The organism is Brevibacillus sp. MS2.2 (assembly GCF_013284345.1).
Taxonomy (GTDB): Bacteria; Bacillota; Bacilli; order Brevibacillales; family Brevibacillaceae; genus Brevibacillus; species Brevibacillus brevis_C.
Map to the genome: position 1 here is coordinate 139,546 of NZ_JABSUZ010000001.1, position 17,503 is coordinate 157,048.

The window sequence follows — 17,503 nt, forward strand, 5'->3', positions numbered from 1 at the left end:
TTTTTCTAGCTTTACAGTAGAAAAAGACAGAGAGGGGGTGCAAATATTTTTACTGAGTCGTATGGTTGCGGATTCCTTGTCGTTCCCATGCATTTGCAATGATACGGAAGGGTAGTTGATAATCCTTTAGCTCGTGCCCTTGCCCGGAGGCTTTATTTTGATAGGGGAAGCCCTTGTTCACATCAAAACGAAAGGAAACGGAGTAATAGACTGCGTAGCTCGTATCCTTTTGGAAGCCATGCTGTTTATCCCCCATCAAAGGCGTATCTACTCCCACTTCACGAGTTCCTAGCTTGGAAGCGGAATAAGAGGGGCCTCTCCAGTGCTTGGGAGACGCTTGTTGCAAGGCTAGCAACGACTGTAACGGCGTTTGGCGCAAGCCAGTTTCCGAAATCCACGCTCGCGCAGATGTCACGACAGGAAGCTGGTTGCTCACAGGATGGCGGTGTCGATCCTGCAGCTCCACTTGCGTCAAGATGCGCTCCCCCGCGTAGTAATCGTTTGGCTGGCTGTTTGGATACCGATCTCTGGCATGATACGCTTCCCATTCGGCTGTATGTCGAATCGAGCCTGTTGCATTCGGCTCAAATACTTCAAAGGAGCGCTCTCCCCCTTTGACCGTAATGGTATAGCGTCCTGCCATTGTTTTGGATATGTTCTGTGGTTCACACACCTCTTCATCTTCGTCGTTCGTCGTGCAGCTCTCGTAGGACAGTTCAAAATCGACCTGATAATCCATCACGATGACAAAGCCGTTGATTTCTGCTTTGTACTTTTGGGATTGGAGTACTTGGCGCCAAGTCGTCTGTGTGGGGACCGTGGTTCCTGTGTACACGACCTCTGTGCCTGTAGATGCACTGCTTACCTGCCATTGCATTGGCGCTCCGGGTCCTGTCAGCTTCAGATCAAGCTGCGATGGCGTATAGACTGCCATGCTCTTGGCATCTGAAATCCACCCGGGATTCGCAGTGACGGTTACGTTTTTAATATCGTCCCCGCTGACTGAACTTTCCAATTGCGCCTTGAATTCCGTGATTTTCTGATTGATCTCCTGCTCTGTTTTTTGGAAGCCTTCGTTTATTTTCGACTGATCAATGACCACGCGAATCCTAGCAGGTTCACGTTCCCACACGCCATCTGCATGTAGCGGCAGTTTTTGTAGCTGTCGACCATCACTGTCATAAATCTCTAAGCCAATTTCACCGCCATCAAAATCGTCTCCACCCCCAGGCGGCTCGGGAACTTCCCCACCAATAATTTTCACTGGCCAAGTCGCGCGATTGTCCGTCCAGATCGTTTCATTATCCGGCATGGATTTCGCAGGGTTGATATGAGCGATGAAATCCTCAGATTTTTGCGGATACTTCGTCGGAACCGTTATCTTACGCACCTCACCCGGCTTAAATTCCTTCACATCCAAGCTGGTTTCCTTCTCCGAGCTCGCCCAGCGAACAGCCAATTTCGTATCATGCGATAATTTCCCGGCATTCTTCACGTTGAATGTAATCGTCGCATCGGTTCCTGCGGCTTGAGGGCTCTTCGGATTAATTTGAAAGCTCGATTTCACAATAAGCAAATTCTCTCCATCCGGCTTTGGAGTGCCTTTTCCGATTTGTACAAAATAATGTCCGTCACAGCCATCACTTTGGGGTGAATAAAATTGCACCTTGTACAAACCTTCTAGAAGAAGATCGTTCCCATCTTTCGGAAAATATACCCAATGTCCATTTGTGGAGGTGTTAGATCCATCCAGTTCTTTACCATTTCGCTTTCTTTCCCAGTTTCCTGTGGCCGGATTGAACCACCTCATCGAAAAGCGACTATCCTCGGACAAAAACATGTGAAAACGATACCCGTCTGGAATTTCATCTGCTGCTATTTCAATCGTTTCTCCACGTTTAATTTCTTTGCTCCACTTTTGGTTTTTCAGATCAATTTCTACAGACACCAAAATATCCCGGCATTTTTGGTCAGATTCAATGGTGAATCGTACTTCACCCGTGCAGCCAGTCTCGGACTCGAACAGCAGTACAATTTCATCACCAACATCCACAGTACCTGGCAACATGAGCCTGAATTGCTCGTCCGCTGCAAGCTTGTCGGTTAACGTTGTTTTTCCTTCGGGAGTCTTCAAATACCAAGTACCAGATACCTTCGAGGAAAACGATAGATTGGTATCGTAGTGGTCTCCGAGATCAGTAAAGTATTTGAAATACACCGGGTCTGTCAGTGTATATCCTGAACTGGCTGATCCATTCATCAGTTCGCCTTCCGGGGAAAATGGCAGCGGCGGCTCGCTATGTACTAAGAATTTAACCTTTTTTTGGTCCGCTATTGTGCAGGAGGCATCTTTTACTACGATCGTGATTTCCCAATTGCAGTCAGGCCGATCCTTCCACTGTGTCCCATCGAGGTTAAGCTTCAGTTTGTACGTTTTTCCTTGCTCAAACTGAACATCATACGGGTCATGAATATTCCCGTACGGAAGTTTTAAGGTAGGGGAATGATAGGATCGCCATCTGCCATTGTCACTTTCCTCGACTGGTAAGGTATAGATTTTTCCATTTGGAAGTGTCACATCCCACTTGAGCGATGCTTCCTCGCTATCTCCGTATTTGGTTGTGTATTTGGCTCGGAACGTCAGCGTGTCAAACGGCATAATCTCAATCGTTTCACCGTTTCTCACCGCAGATGCCGACAGTGTAACGATGGGGCACGAGTCTTCTCCGTCTGGCGACTTGACTCTCAAATATTTCTCCCAGCATTCTGTTCCATCATCACTGATGTAGACGACTTTTATCCTTCCAGAGCTCCCGATGCTTCCTGTCCCGACCTTCCTGTTGCCATTCGCCCCAGGCTTCATGTCATAACCATTCATGGTGAACTTCCCCGATTTATTGGCATAGAGAGTGATTTCGGCATTTTTTTCGACAGCAATATCTGAGCCACCGCTTGCAACAGCATTGTGGTCTTTCATATCCTTGTCGCCAACGACTTGAATGTCCAGTTTGGTTTTTGTCGATCCGATCGAACAGGCTGGACCTGGGTCAGGCTTTTCGGGATCGGGTTTTTCCGGTGGGGTTACATCACCTACTGTGAATTGTGCTGTGTAAGGTGTGGAAACACTTATGCTGCTCGATCCCTGGCGACTTCTTTGATGCAGGTCAGTGATCGTTAGCGATACTTCATACACACCTGGCTCGGTAGGCTTATATTCGGTATTTTTATAGGCCCACTTGTAGCCTGGGGGACTGCTTGTCTCGTTTACCGTGGGGATAGCCGTGCTTGGATCGTTGAATTTTTGATTAGATAAGAAGCTCTTGTATCCACGCCCTGTTGTCTTGTTGATCACATTTAAAGACCATACAAAAATGCCGCGGTCATAGTAAGAAAAGTCCGTGGCATTTGCATGGATCTCAACGGTTTCGTTGAGGTTGTATTTGGTTTTGTTGGTGGTTATGCTGCCGCTGGGTTGTGGGGTTGTGCGGACATGCCCTACAGATTTATATCCACCATTGCCATCCGGGATAAGGTTATCTCCTTTTGTATAACCTGCACCACCTGATGCGGCAGCCAATTCTGCGAGATTGTAAGCTTGGTATGGCGGATTTTTATGATTCGTTAGATTGGCAACTTCTTTACTATAGACATTAGCAGAACCACCGAGAATAAAATTGGGGTTTCCTCCAAAACGATTGATCCAATAATAAGCCTCGGACTCATCTACGAAGTACCACCCTTTATCTGCATTTTCATCTACATCAGAAAATATCAATACTTGCTGTCCATCAATACTTCTATCAACCTCTATTTGGGCTATTGACGCCCCCAGTCTTCCAGGTATCGTTTGGATATAAACTGTGTCGAAACCGTTTTTGGGCGCAAGTCGCTTGTAGGAATCAATACTCGCCACTTTTATTCCGTGTAAATTGGGTGCAGCCTCAGTAGTCGGTGGATGCAACCCGATCAATCCTAAAAAAAAGCAGAAAGAGAGCACAGAAAAAAGAGCTTTTCTGTGCTTGTACATTTTATTATTCATATTAGTACCCTCAACTAGCGATAGAATTTTTGTGTTCGATTTTCACAGTCAAGCTTAGGGAGTTTGGGATACCAATACCCACCTGCTATTCCCGAGTCTTTTGAGTTGATTACTTCGAAAGAAAGGGAATTCACTGTATTTACAGGAACTGAGAACGACTCATTATTTAAAAATCCATTTCTTCCATCACTGTTAGTGATAAACATTGCTCTAATCAGGAAATTACCGTCCCCTTTCGGGACTTTTCCGGTAATCTTCCCATTAACTACTTTCAAACTTTTATGAAATTCATCTGCATATTTTCTACCTTGCTCGAGTTGCCATTTATCCTGCCACATAAATTGTAAAATTTCAGCAGCATCACTTCGAAGCACTGGCAAATCCTCGTGGAACTTTGGTTGTCCGTTTGGTGCTGGCTTCATCCATCCCCAGGTAACCAACGCACCTGTATTAGTTAGATTCGGGCTTTTTTCACCTCGATATGGTTTCCACGAATTAAATACAAGCAGTGCTGTTTCTTCTTTAGTCAGTAAACGGTTTGGATCAATCTTCACGTTATCCAAAATCCCCGCCTTCTGCGCCTTCTCATAGCTCATCTTCGCCCAGTGCCCTGCCGGGAGCTGTGGTACGGGTGCCACCTCCTTCAATCCGCGAATGGCTACTAAACTCGCGATAAACTGTCCCTGCGTGATTTGACTATTCGGATAGAAGTTTCCTTTGCTATCCAGCCATAAGTATTTCTTCTGTACACCGAAATCAATAGCTGCCTTTGCTGTATGTGAAGCGTAATCCTTCGCTGACGCTTTCGCTTGAACGGTAAGATTGTCAGCAACTACAGTAAACCCTGCCATTGCGAGTACAGATGCTAGTAGGTACGACATCATTGCACGTTTGTTCATGGAATGACCCCCTCTTTACCGGATATTTTACCTATATTATCCATTTTCGGAAAGAGTCTGATTGAGGTTCCTTTGCAAAAAGCTTCGCAACGTATTCTCGGATACCGCCCCTTCCAACTTATCGACTACCTTACCTTTTTCGACGACAAAAACAGTGGGAGTTGCCTCTGCCCCGAGTCGCGACGCTTCATCCAGCTCTTTCTGCTTATGGATATCCAGTCGTTGGATCATTTCCGGTGGATAAGCCTTCACAACTCTCTCGAATGTCGGGCCGAACTCCGTGCAATATCCGCAGCTATCACTATAGACGTACACCACTCTTACTTCATGGGCACTGGCTGTACCCCACGCACTTATACCGACGGCAAGCATAACAACACCGAGCGCGATCCACAGCCACCATTGCTTGCTTCTCCTCACGTCCATCTCCCTTTCGCTAATCAAAATGTTTCATAACCTATGCACTTGTCAAAGAACGATGCCCGTATTATGCGGCTCCGAGCTGAGACAAAAAAAGCCAGCCCCATTGGACTGGCTGACATGTATAAAAAAAAGACGTACCACAACTCTTGCAAGTTCGTACGCCGTGCTTGTCCTCGTATGATGTTCCCTATTACATAAGTGCAGTGTCGCCGTCTTCCTTCATCAGCGCACGCAGTTCTTCAATAAATGCCTGCCCTTTTTGAATCTCTTCCTCTGTGTAGCGCTGCTTGCTTTTAAACGTAAAGATTTTGCCCTTCATTTCCTCATAAGGCAGGTGGTTGAAATACAGAATCGTAGAAACCAGCTCGAGAAAACGGGAATTCTCCTCGTTCATACGCAAAATCGCACGTTCTCCACTACCGAAGTCAACCTCATGAAACTTGAGAAAATCATGACCGGTTTCGTTCAAAGAGTAACGATACATATGAATGGCACCTTTACTCTCCATTTGCTCATCCAGAAGCCCCATGTTGCACAGCTCATCTACTCTAAGTGTCAGCTCTTCCGAATATGGTCCGTACATGTGAAACTCGTAGCGCTCATCGAAATCCATCTCCAGATGTTTTCCTATGTACACCATCTTTTGCAATTTTTTTCGCCCGCTCACTTCGCCGACTATCTCAATCAGGCGTATGATCTTGGCGTGACGATTAAGCATCCTCCATCACTCCCAGACGTTCTCGAATCTTACGGGAGAGATCCCCCGGCAAAGCCATGACTTTATCCAATGGAAAGTACAGCTTGTAATCAAAGCGCCGCTTTCCGCTAATGGCCTGTACAATTTCTGACTTCTGTGACAGCTCGACCAGTTCGCCTGAAGGCATTTGGAGCATAATCGGAATGCGCTCCTCTTCTTCTCCGGCACGGTAAAAATCATACGGAAGATCGGAGGTCGTGTCTACCTCCAAATAATACATCGGATCAATTCCGGCAGATTGAAATAGTTCTTTCAGCTCAGACAGCAAGCGGAAATCCCTCGGATTATATTCGACGTATTTAAAGAGATTCCTGTCCAAAAAACGGGCGCATAAATCTTTCAACACAGGGTCTTGCTCCCTGCGCCAGAGCTGCATATAGAAAAGAATAATGGACTCATCAAGCGCCAAATAGTCAGCGAGCTCTACCTTTTCCTGCAAGAAAGGCAGCAGCATGACAGGCTCCTGCATGAACGGATAGCCTTGGGAGAACAAGAGTTTCGCCCGTTGAAAAATTTTGCACAAGATGACTTCGGCACTTCGTGTCACGGGATGGAAATAGACCTGCCAGTACATTTGATAGCGAGACATGATGTAGTCTTCGACAGCATGCATCCCGCTGAATTTAAAGACAATGCCATCCTCCTGCGGCCGCATGACACGCAAGATTCTCTCAATCTCGAAATTGCCGTAATTGACGCCCGTATAGTAAGCATCACGCAGCAAGTAATCCATCCGATCAGCATCGAGCTGGCTGGAAATGAGGCTTACGATCAGTTTATTGTCATATGTCTTATTAATCACTTCTGCCAATTTCTTCGGGAAGCTATCATCAAACCGACGAAGAATTCGGTTGATTTGCGTATCTCCAAGCAAAATGGCGCGCGTCCAATCCTCGTGGTGATACTTGAACACCTTTTCAAACGAATGAGAAAACGGACCGTGGCCCACATCGTGGAGCAAAGCCGCACATAGACACAGCAGCTTTTCCTCGTACGTCAACTGAATACGGCCTTCGAACGTCTCCAAAATTCTGCGCATCAGTTCATACACGCCAAGCGAGTGGTTAAAGCGGCTATGCTCTCCACCGTGAAACGTAAAAAAGCTGGTGCCCAGTTGCTTGACTCTGCGCAGACGCTGGAATTCTGCCGAGTTGATCAAATCCCAAATGAATTTGTCCCGCACGTGGACGTAGCGGTGAACAGGGTCTTTGAATACCTTTTCTTCATGAAGAAGCTGGGGCTGTTGCATCCTGGACACTCCCTTCCTGTACTGCTTTCTATCTATTACTGACAGTGAATTTTGATTCTATCATATCATACGTCCGATGCCATTTCTTGCTTAATCAAACTCTTACAAAAATCTGAAGAATGCCCTTTTCATCTAGACCACGTAAATGGCATATAGGATTATATGGAAAAAAACGGTTGGAACGAGAGGTTTTCGCAAATGTGGACAAATACATTTCGCTACATAACCAAAAACCCACTTTTACTCCTTTTCTTGATGATTATGCTCTTTCTGCCCCTGCTCGCCTCCTGGGGACAATATCTCTCCTCAGGTTTTTTAGGACAAACTGTTTCCGTATCTCTACTATTCTGGCCGAAAACCGATTGGAAGGTCGCTATCCCGCTTCCTGGCTGGCTCATTTTTGGTGTTATCTCGCTGATATACGCTTGCGGAATCTTATGGCTTGTACAAAAGAAAAAATTGGGCCAAGCATTTCTGTTCATCCTGGTCGGTCTCTTATTGGCAAAAGCGGCTGGAGCTGCCTTTCAAGCGATTAGCGGATGGTCTACCACGCAGCCAATCGGTGCACAGTCACTCGCTGGCAAAGCAAATCTGCTTGTGTTTGCCACCTGGCATAATCCTTTGTGGGAGGAACTTGTCTTTCGTGGCATCCCGTTTCTCTTGCTCATCTTCATCTATAGAAGGAACACAGACTTGCCCACTGGTGCGAGGTGGAGCTATCTTCTCATTCCTTCGATGATTTTCGCCTACTATCACGTACCCGGACATGGTCTAGGGACTCTTTTGGAATCGTTTCTCATTGGTGTTTTGTGGGCATGGGCAGCACTTCGCTGGGGACTGCTAGCTCCGATTGTTCTGCACATTTATGCAGACGCGATGATCATCCCTTCTCTCCCCAAAATGAAAAACATGCCTCTGGAGGAGATTCCCTGGCTGGTCAACCACAGCATGCTGCTACAGTCGATCTGGGCTTTATGTGTACTCGTTTTTCTCATACTGGTCCTTACACTTTTGATAATCGGCTGGCGAAAAGCAAAAAAAAGCTTACTAAAACAAACAGCGACAAACTCCCGAACGAAATGAATCGGAGAGTTTGCCGCTGTTGCATGCCTTATAATGTCTCTGCCTCAGGCCCATATAAATCCGGGCGCTTCGCGGCTTTTTTCGCCAGCCTTTTGATCTTGTTCTGCGTCAGAACCATATAGAAGGACGGTACGACGATCAAGGTCAAAAGTGTCGAGAACGCCAAACCGGAAATAATAGTGACTGCAAGCGGTTTGAACAAAACGTCACCCGAAATAGCTAACGGCATCATCCCCGCAATCGCTGTAAGCGAGGTCAAAAGAATAGGCCGCAGTCGTGCCTCACACGCAGAAATGACCGCCTGCTTCAGCTCCATGCCTGTATGGCGTGCCTCCTCGATGAACTCGATCAAAACGATCCCGTTACGCACCACGATGCCCGCCAAAGCAATAATCCCCATCATTGTCATAAAGCCAAGTGGTGTCTGGGTCACGAACAAGCCGATCAAGCTCCCCGATACAGCGAGGTAAATCGTACTGGTAACCAGTACAGGAATGGTCAAGGAATAGAATTGCATCGCGATCAAAATCAGGATCAGGAAAACGACAAGAATCGAGAGTTTGCCCATGTCGATAAAAATATCAGTCTGCTCGGAAGTCTCGCCGCCAATCTCATAGCGGTATCCTTCAGGCAAGGACATGCTATCGAGCATCGGCTTAATCTCTGCCATTACTTCTGTCGCCGTTCTACCTTTCAGATCACTGGTAACCGTCACGCTCCGCGACAAATCGCGATGTGGGATCGTCTGTGTACTAAAAGTTGGTTTTACTTCCGCAAGCTGTGACAACGGAATCAGCTCTCCACGCGCATTGGCGATGCTGAGCCGCTGGAACAGCAATGCAGGGTCTTCCTCACCTTTTTGCAAGAACAGCTTCATATCTATCAGGTCTGAGCCCGTATCAAACTCGCTGACGGTAATGCCTTCGCTCACGAGACGCAATGTCGTGGACAAGTCGGTGTAGTTGACGAGCTTTTGCTCCATCAGCTCTTTATTGACGACAAATTCCAAGGTGTAGCGTTCTACCCCGAAATCGTCTTGCACATTGTACGTTCCCTCTAATCCGGCAACCTTTTCTTTTGCTTGTGCAGAAAGAGAGCGCAGCGTCTCAATATTCTCTCCATAAAAACGAATCACGACTGGTTTTCCAACCGGTGGACCTGCCTCCAGCTGCTTCGTCAAGATACTCGCTTCCGGATACAGCTTTTTAAATTCCTCCGTCCACGGTTCCAGCATGTTCTCGAGATGGGTCTCTTTTTCATTATAACGAACCACTAGCTGTCCGACGGTAATGCCGCTTCCGGCAGCTGTATCTCCACCGAACATTTTTGGTGCACTGCCTCCCGCGTACGCAGATACCGCCTCAATGCCAGGCTGCTTCAACACCCAATCTGCCGTCCCGCGCACCACTCGGTCTGTTTCTTCCAGACTGTTGCCCACGGGGAGACGAATATCGATAAGAAACTGCGGGCGATCATCGTTCGGGAACAATTCCACCGGAGTGAGCGGTATCAATCCATATGCTGCCGTTCCAATCAATACGCCAATCATTCCTGCCAAAAGTGGTCGCTTCAAAATTTTCGGCATGAACTTGCTGGCATACCATTTGGTTAGCTGCAACAATTGTTTCCCCAAAAGTCCAGCGGGCTTGCGATACCCTTCTACGCCAGCCTTTCTACGTTGCTCATACCATTGGCGAAAGATCGGGATGATCGTCAGCGACATGATCATCGACGCCAGCATCGTCATCGAAATAATGACGGGAACCGGACGAATGAACTGCCCGACGTTGCCGCTCAAAAACATCAAGGGCGCAAACGATGCAATCGTAGCCAACGTAGCGGTCGTGATCGATATTGATACTTCCTTGGCGCCGTTAACCGCCGCAGCCATCGGTTTTTCGCCCAGGACAGACAGTCGCCGCTCGATATTGTCATTAACCACCACGGCGTCATCGACCAAGATCCCGAGTACAATGATCAACGAAACGATCGAGATCATGTTGAGTGAAATACCCAGGGATGGCAGGAACATCAGCCCCACTGCCAAGGAAATCGGAATCGCCATCGCTACTACCAACGATGTGATCAGGTTCAATCCGAGTGCACACACCACCAAAACTGCGATGATGGCAATCATCATTTCCCGGGTCAGGTCGCTAAAAAGCTCATCCACGCGTTCATTTTGACTATAAATCGAGTGTCTCTCGGCCCCTGCCGGAAGTGTTTTATCCAGAGCCACCATCATCTCGTCTACGCGCTTCTGCAAGGACGGCACATCACTTCCTGTCTCTGCATTGACGCTGATCGTGATCGAAGGCTTCCCATTGAAATACGAAGTTGTTTTCACCGTCTCCGTCGTCATTTTGACCGAGCCAATGTCCTTCAGATAGATCGGGAAGCCCTCTTTTGAACGGGAGATAATGACTTTGTTCAGCTCTTCGACATCTGTATTTTCCGCCAGCTTGAGCTGGTAGGTCCGTTTTTCTGTGGTCAGGTCGCCAAGCGGGATTTTTTCATTTTCCTTTTTGACAGCCATCATCACCTGACTCCACGTGATCCCGTACTGGCTCAGCTTTTGCGTATCGACCTCGATGTGGACTTCCTGCTCCGGTAGACCTTCCACCAGTACATCCGCTACGTTCGGAATCGTGCGCAACTGTTCTTTCCACGATTTCAGCATGGTACGCATGCTGTACAATTCCTCACGCGTGTCAGCGGTAACCGCAAACGATTGGACAAACGTACGGTTCAAATCATCATTGATGATCGGTTGTTTCGCATCGGCTGGCAGATCAGCCTCTGCGTCCTTTACCTTCTTTCGCAATTCATCCCATTTTTGCTTTGGATCTACATCACTCTTTGCTTCCACCATGATAAAAGAGACTCCCAGGGAAGAGGAGGAGGATATATAGTTAAGTCCCTGCAATTCATTGATTTTTTCTTCCAGCTTTTTCGTAACAGCCTGCTCGACCTTTTCCGGCGAAGCACCAGGATAAACCGTCGTGATCGTCGCCATGTTCACGATAATATCCGGCATCTCTTGCTTAGGCAGTTGAAAAAAGCTGAGGGAGCCTACAAGTACAATCATGCTGAAAAACAGGAGCGTGATTTTACGTTTTTGTACGATGTACTTGATCACGGTTGTGTACCTCCTGCCGCCTCGATTGGGTCACCGTCAAACAAACGGTCCACCCCTTTGACGATCAGTTGGTCTCCTTCTTTTAATCCGTTCTTGATCTCGAGCTTGTCACTTACAATCTGCCCGATAACTACGCTTGTTTTGACAGCCTTGCCGCCTGCATTGACGAAGACATGCGCGTCATCTTTTCCTCTGCTGATGACTGCTTCTACTGGTACGTAGACACCTTCCTGCCCCGTTACCGTTTTGGTCGCTTTCACCACCTGACCAGCAAACCAGTCACGAGCTTGGTTGGCGATTTGGACCTCTACGCCAATCGTTCCGGTATTTTGGTTCGTGGCAGGAAATATTTTTGTCACTTTGCCATCCCGTTTTTGTCCATACAGGTCAAGGGATACCGTCTCGCCTACTTTCCATGCAGAAATCTCACGGTCAGGAACGGGCAATACGACTTTTAAAGTGTCGATGTTGCCGACTTGATAGACGGGGGTACCTGAACCGACCAAATTGCCCGCAGACGAGAGCTTGGCGATGATCGTCCCGTTAATCGGCGACCGAAGCTGCGTTTTGGCCAGTGTATTGGCTGCTACTTCTTTGGCGATAATCGTCTGATTGTACACAGCCTGCGTCAACTGTTTGTCTTCCGCACGAGCCCCTTGAGTAACCAGTGAATAAGACTGCTGTGCGTTTTGCAAATCCTTTTGCGCAATCGTCAGTCCATTTTGTGCACTTTCATACTCGCTTTTAGAAATGGCGTTTTGCTGGTAGAGCTTTTCAATCCGGTTGAAATCATCCTGCATTTTTTGCAGTCCTACTGTTGCCTTCTCCACAAGCAAACGCGCCTGCGTGACTTCTTGCTCTCTCGCGCCATTGTTTACCTTGCTAAGATTTGCCGCACTCTGCTGCACGGCAGCGCTGGACGAAGCAACCTGGAGCGAGTAATCTGTCGCGTTTACACGGGCAAGCACATCTCCCGTTTTGACCGTGTCTCCTTCTTTTCGGTTCATCTCCACGATACGACCGCCTACTTCAAAAGAGACGAGTGCTTCCTCCAAAGGAGCCAGCGTACCAGACAACTCTGTGACGGTAACAGCCTGCTCCTTCTTCACTTGTGCTACAGCGACATGCTTCACTTCCTTCTGAGGTGCCGAAGCAGGTTGTTGCTCGCTGCAAGCCGTCGTAGCCAAAAGTCCGATCATCATTACAGATACAAGCCATCTTCTCTTCATGACTTCCTCCGCCCCTATGTAGCTATGCTGTTTTATTTGAGTCCTCTGATGCCTTGTAGCAAGATTTCAGAAGCATTTTCAAAAAGCTCTTCTTCTACCATTTCGATATCGAGATTGACCCGATACTTCGCCATGAAGGCATAGAAGAAAGTGGAGACGAACATAAGAGCTGCCGTGAACGAATCTGCCTTTGGCAAATGCCCTTGCTCCTGAAATGCCAGGAGCTTGTTGGACAATACCTCGACTGCGGTCATCGGCAGGCTACTGAACATCTGCACGACCTCTGGGTGGTTATCCGCTTCAATCATGCAGATCATGAAAATTTCTTTGCGCTCGACCAATAAGCCGTAATACGTACGTGCGTAGCTGACCAGCATTTCCTTGAGATCAGAAAACTCGCCTTGCAACCCTTGCTCCAACTGCTCTCGGACATCCATGATTTCTTTCAGGAGCTCTGTCAAGATGCCTACCTTGTTCTTGAAGTGACGAAATACCGTTACCTCATTCACCCCTGCAAGCTCAGAAATCTTGCGTGTAGTCGCTCCCTTGTATCCCTTTTGTGCCATTAGCTGACGTGCGGCCGATAAAATTCGCTCACGGGTTTCCTGTTCCTCTTCGCCTCTCCCCCCCAGCTTTGTTTCTATATCTGGGTGATCCATAACGCACCTCCGTGCCAAGCAAGCAATTACTTGCATTTTCATATTTTTCCAAACCCATTATATAAAGGGACTGCATGCATGTAAATACTTGCATGCAGTTTGGGATGTTCATTTTTCATTTTTTCAGGGCTTAACGCTTTGTCAGTGTCTTAATCTGTGAGCTCGGGTCTTGCTTGCATTCTGTGCTGTATTCGACCAAGTCAATTTCGCAGTCGGGGCCAATCTCGATCTTGTTGCCGCGAACGACCCTGGCTTTTGTGTTTTCCAAATAGATTTCGTCACCTTCAATCGTCTCTACAGACAAGGTATTGTTGAGAAAATGCTTCAACAGCTTGCCCAAGGTGCTATTCCCAGTGCGACGCACCTCGATGTGCTCTCCGCCCATTTCTTTTGCCTCACAACTGCCATGCAGAAGGACCTCGATTCGCCCTGCATTCAGAAGCCCCCCGATACTAAACGCACCGTTTGCCCGGAACACTTCCGCTTCGCAATCCCCTGCGGTTTTCAATGACCCGAGAACCTTTACGTCCTCGCCTGCCATATTGCCCTGTACTTTGACGTTGCCACCTACTTTTAGACTCGTAAAATTCAAATCGTCCGCAACATCAAGCTGACCATAGACGGACAACGTTTCCATTTTCACTTTGCCTTTAATCGACGCGTTGCCCTCTACTCTTGCCGAAGATCCAGTGAGATCTCCCGAGATACTGACATGTCCCGCACAATGAAGCGACTCGCACTCTACGTTGCCATTGATCTTGCCGTAACCTTGCACATCTACTTTGTTGTATACGCCACCCGTAGCATTCACTGCACCATGAAAGATCAAATCTGGCTTGTTATTGTTCTCGTTCTGCATGATATGGTCTCCCCCTACAAATATTTTCCTTTTAATTCCTCGATGCAATTGGCTAGATCGAGTCGCTTCACTACCTTTACACCGCTATCAAAATACAGTTCGGTAGAGCCAGGCACCAACACGAACGTAGAAATCCCCATCTTGCGCATAAAGATCAGCTCACAAGGCTTCCCTTCGAATTTGAGATAGTGGCTAGCCAGTACCTGCAGCAATCCGCCGCCTTCTTCTACACTTAAGTCTCCAGCTGCCAAAAGCTTTTCCAAGACATAGGCGTATAAGGCCTGCTGGAAGGTAAAGGTCCGTAAGCTCCCGAGAAAAACGTTAAACACTTCTAAAGAAGTAGTCGAAACAATGTTTCGTGCCAATAATTCATCTGCGGTCAATGATGTTCCACTCATACTTGGTGAAAACATGTCCGCCAATTCATCCAGCGACAGGTCGTCTTTCATGTTCAGAATCTTGTCGATTCGAGCTAAAATCTGTTCACGTGGGAAAAAGGTTTCTTGCCCTGTAAAAGTCGCTCGGCGAATGAACCACTCCTCTGGAATCAAATTCTTTCGTTTCCATCGGTACAATTGTCCGTACGAAATGCCAGTAAGCTCCAACAGGTCCTTCTTCGAGATATGATTTGTGTCCAAGGGAAGCACCTCCAAAAACAATGTAACATAACACTGTTACGTTATTCAACTACAGACTGTTTGACACCTGGATGGCTGTCACAAAATCCCCTTAGCTGGATCAAATAAGTGATTTGAATACAGAAAGGAAGCATGACATATGAAAAAACAAACACTTGCGGTGACAAGTATGATTGCCTTGCTGTTATCCGTTGCATCTCCATTTACAAACACACAAGCGCCAGCATATGCAGCTAGTCAGGCACCAGCAGTAAAGCCAGAAATGAAAACCCTTGCTCAGTTAAACAAAAATGTCGTAGAAGCGGCGAAACAAGCGATGCAAAATCAGGCTGGCGGCGTGCCGATTGAACTGGACGAGATTATCGGAGAAACGGCAGATTGCTGGGTGATTGCGGCCAAAAACAACAGAGGTGAGGTGCTCGTTACCAAGCAGGAGGGAAAGGTTGTATCCGTATCCGTGAAATTAAAATGGAGCGAAGTGGCTGCTGATTTGCAAAATACAGCTACGAGCACGTTGAAAGGAATGGATAATCAGCATGCCTTTACGATTGATTGGGTAGAACGGATCAACTGGGAAAAACAAAACATTTGGCTGTTCAAAGGGCAACATGCATCGGTCAGCATTGACGCTGCCACCGGGAAGGTCAATTCTGCGAAATTGCATTATACAAACGAGCAAATAAACCCCAAAGTGACCGATACAGCGCAAAAGGCGCTGAAGTCTCTTTCCAACGGTAAAGCATCGGCGCTGCTCCCTGAGGTAATACTCGTGAAAGAATCGAAAGAACGCTTGGATCAAGTATGGGCTTTCATGGATACCGAAGGGAAATACAGTATCGTCATAGGGGCGAAAACAGGGAAAGTGGTGGCAGCTACCCTGATCACCGAGTTCATAAATGAGAACTATACCGCGGACGAAGATATTCCCAAGGTATTTGCCAAACCATTCTTTACAAAAGAAACGGCGATTGCTGCTGCCAACCCGATGATGAAAAAGGTTTTCAACCTTGATCTGACTGGATACAATGTTTCGTCCAAATATAACGTATATACGTTTACGAAAAAGGGGAAACCGACTGTTACGGCATCGATCAACAAAAAAGGAATCTTCTATGATTTCGCCGTTACGCCGGAAAATGGCTTGATTAACTAGGGAAACTGGACGTTGGCCGGACACAATCTCCCTTACCAAATACACAAATGAAACCACCTATTAAAGGTGGTTTCAGCTTGTTGCCCGTTCTTATGAAAACTCCGCTTGCATCAAGCGTTTCATATCAGATGGTATCGGTGCCTCGACTACAATCTCTTTTTCGAGAAGCGGATGCAAAAAGGACAACTTCGAAGCGTGCAAAGCCTGTCGGCGTAACAAGCCTCTCGCTCCCCCGTACATCGTATCGCCAGCAAGCGGGTGTCCAATATGGGCAAAGTGAACGCGAATCTGATGGGTACGACCCGTTTCCAGCCAGACGCGAGCGAGCGTCATTCCCTCAGAGGTCTGTTGTACTTCGTAATGCGTGATGGCAGGATCGCCACTCTCCACGACACGGCGCTTCGTCGGATGACGCGCATCTCGGCCGATTGGCGCATCAATCGTTCCAGCTCCCTCTGACAGCACACCACTGGCAACCGCAAGATACTCGCGATGAATGCCCCCTTCGCGCAGCAGCCTGTCAGCCAATTGATGACCATAGCTGCTTTTGGCTACGAGAATAGCTCCTGATGTATCTTTATCCAGCCGATGCACAGGATGCACGCTCGTCTGCTCACCCCGTGCCGTCAGTAAGGCAGCAAGTGCATGTACCAATGTGTCGGTCTCCTGTTTAATCGGGTGCACCATCATGCCTGCCGGTTTGTTGGCAATCAAGAGATGATCGTCTTCGTACAAAATGTCGATGGAGGGTATTGGTGTGATCGGTCCCGCGGGCTTCGTATCATGCTGGGGCTGCCTAGGCGCTTGCTCTTGTCTCTCGATAACACGAACAGCGATTGTATCTCCTACTTTTACTTGTCTTTGCAGGAAGGGCTGCTTGCGATTGAGCAAAATCCCCTTGCTTCTCGTCAGCCGCTGCATCATCCGACCCGACACGTTGAGCTTTTGCCGGACGATTTGTTCCACGTTCATTCCCGTGTCTTGTTCATTGACGATGTATTCGATCCAATCTTTGCGGCTCACGTCTAATCCCTCTGTTCCATGCTTTTTTCTTATTGTAGCAAAAGGATGCCAGAGATGCTCGTCTCTCCTGCTCAAAAGACGGTTGTCTTCCAACTGTGGTGGTCGGGGGAAGCCCTGCCACATGTCTTCCAGTCGCCTGTATCCTCTCTTCGTTCGGGCGGTCTCCTTCCAGACATGTGACAGTGCTTGCGTACAGCTTGGGTTTACTTCGTGCTTTTAGAGCGTTTTGGTTGTTACTCAGGGGGTAGAGAAGTTAACCAACAGCCCATGTAGGAAGAAGCGTAGACTGGAAATGCGCTTCTTCCCTCACCGACAGCTACGTTAAAAAAACAAAAAAGCCACCATGCTAAGCA

General features: G+C 47.6%; 13 protein-coding genes. 2 read left to right on the forward strand and 11 right to left on the reverse strand.

What is annotated here, in order from left to right:
* Positions 1–49 precede the first annotated feature (49 nt).
* The 5 genes from HP568_RS00600 to HP568_RS00620 form a co-directional block, all read right to left on the reverse strand.
* Complete coding sequence (locus HP568_RS00600; RefSeq protein WP_173628033.1) at positions 50–4,039, reverse strand: ABC transporter permease; 3,990 nt, start codon at positions 4,037–4,039, stop codon at positions 50–52.
* A 14-nt stretch (positions 4,040–4,053) separates the two neighbouring features.
* Positions 4,054–4,938, reverse strand: coding sequence for an S-layer homology domain-containing protein (locus tag HP568_RS00605; RefSeq protein WP_173628034.1), 885 nt, complete (start codon positions 4,936–4,938; stop codon positions 4,054–4,056).
* Positions 4,939–4,974: 36 nt separating this feature from the next.
* A complete protein-coding gene (locus HP568_RS00610) occupies positions 4,975–5,364 on the reverse strand; it encodes a thioredoxin family protein (RefSeq protein WP_173628035.1) in 390 nt (129 codons plus the stop codon).
* Positions 5,365–5,551: 187 nt separating this feature from the next.
* Entirely contained in the window at positions 5,552–6,079 is a 528-nt protein-coding gene (locus tag HP568_RS00615; protein WP_048035140.1) for a YwgA family protein, read from the reverse strand.
* The gene (locus HP568_RS00620; protein ID WP_007724798.1) at positions 6,072–7,367 is read right to left on the reverse strand and encodes an HD domain-containing protein; all 1,296 of its coding nucleotides are present in this window, start codon (positions 7,365–7,367) and stop codon (positions 6,072–6,074) included. The genes HP568_RS00615 and HP568_RS00620 overlap by 8 nt, the downstream gene beginning before the upstream one ends.
* Positions 7,368–7,565: 198 nt before the next feature.
* Here HP568_RS00620 and HP568_RS00625 point away from each other — a divergent pair, with 198 nt between their 5' ends.
* Positions 7,566–8,450 (forward strand): CPBP family intramembrane glutamic endopeptidase, encoded by an 885-nt coding sequence (locus tag HP568_RS00625; RefSeq protein ID WP_173628036.1) that lies wholly within the window; start codon positions 7,566–7,568, stop codon positions 8,448–8,450.
* Between the two features lie 28 nt (positions 8,451–8,478).
* Here HP568_RS00625 and HP568_RS00630 read toward each other — a convergent pair whose 3' ends face one another.
* From HP568_RS00630 to HP568_RS00650, 5 genes are all read right to left on the reverse strand, one after another.
* Complete coding sequence (locus tag HP568_RS00630) at positions 8,479–11,589, reverse strand: efflux RND transporter permease subunit (protein ID WP_173628037.1); 3,111 nt, start codon at positions 11,587–11,589, stop codon at positions 8,479–8,481.
* Entirely contained in the window at positions 11,586–12,818 is a 1,233-nt protein-coding gene (locus HP568_RS00635; protein WP_048035142.1) for an efflux RND transporter periplasmic adaptor subunit, read from the reverse strand. The genes HP568_RS00630 and HP568_RS00635 overlap by 4 nt, the downstream gene beginning before the upstream one ends.
* Before the next feature lie 32 nt (positions 12,819–12,850).
* Positions 12,851–13,477: a TetR/AcrR family transcriptional regulator gene (locus HP568_RS00640; protein WP_048035143.1), complete on the reverse strand. Its 627-nt coding sequence runs from the start codon at positions 13,475–13,477 to the stop codon at positions 12,851–12,853.
* A gap of 130 nt (positions 13,478–13,607) precedes the next feature.
* Complete coding sequence (locus HP568_RS00645) at positions 13,608–14,336, reverse strand: polymer-forming cytoskeletal protein (protein ID WP_048035144.1); 729 nt, start codon at positions 14,334–14,336, stop codon at positions 13,608–13,610.
* Positions 14,337–14,350: 14 nt separating this feature from the next.
* Positions 14,351–14,974, reverse strand: coding sequence for a YhbD family protein (locus HP568_RS00650; protein WP_173628038.1), 624 nt, complete (start codon positions 14,972–14,974; stop codon positions 14,351–14,353).
* 139 nt (positions 14,975–15,113) lie between these two features.
* On the opposite strand from HP568_RS00650, the gene HP568_RS00655 reads away from it, so the two are divergent.
* Positions 15,114–16,127: a hypothetical protein gene (locus HP568_RS00655; RefSeq protein WP_173628039.1), complete on the forward strand. Its 1,014-nt coding sequence runs from the start codon at positions 15,114–15,116 to the stop codon at positions 16,125–16,127.
* Between the two features lie 90 nt (positions 16,128–16,217).
* On the opposite strand, the gene HP568_RS00660 is transcribed toward HP568_RS00655, so the two are convergent.
* Entirely contained in the window at positions 16,218–17,150 is a 933-nt protein-coding gene (locus HP568_RS00660) for an RluA family pseudouridine synthase (protein WP_173628040.1), read from the reverse strand.
* Positions 17,151–17,503 lie beyond the last annotated feature (353 nt).

Coding starts and splice junctions, on each gene's coding strand:
- HP568_RS00600 (WP_173628033.1), bottom strand. CDS start 4,039: ATGAATAATAAAATGTACAAGCACAGAAAAGCTCTTTTTTCTGTGCTC.
- HP568_RS00605 (WP_173628034.1), bottom strand. CDS start 4,938: ATGAACAAACGTGCAATGATGTCGTACCTACTAGCATCTGTACTCGCA.
- HP568_RS00610 (WP_173628035.1), bottom strand. CDS start 5,364: ATGGACGTGAGGAGAAGCAAGCAATGGTGGCTGTGGATCGCGCTCGGT.
- HP568_RS00615 (WP_048035140.1), bottom strand. CDS start 6,079: ATGCTTAATCGTCACGCCAAGATCATACGCCTGATTGAGATAGTCGGC.
- HP568_RS00620 (WP_007724798.1), bottom strand. CDS start 7,367: ATGCAACAGCCCCAGCTTCTTCATGAAGAAAAGGTATTCAAAGACCCT.
- HP568_RS00625 (WP_173628036.1), top strand. CDS start 7,566: ATGTGGACAAATACATTTCGCTACATAACCAAAAACCCACTTTTACTC.
- HP568_RS00635 (WP_048035142.1), bottom strand. CDS start 12,818: ATGAAGAGAAGATGGCTTGTATCTGTAATGATGATCGGACTTTTGGCT.
- HP568_RS00640 (WP_048035143.1), bottom strand. CDS start 13,477: ATGGATCACCCAGATATAGAAACAAAGCTGGGGGGGAGAGGCGAAGAG.
- HP568_RS00645 (WP_048035144.1), bottom strand. CDS start 14,336: ATGCAGAACGAGAACAATAACAAGCCAGATTTGATCTTTCATGGTGCA.
- HP568_RS00655 (WP_173628039.1), top strand. CDS start 15,114: ATGAAAAAACAAACACTTGCGGTGACAAGTATGATTGCCTTGCTGTTA.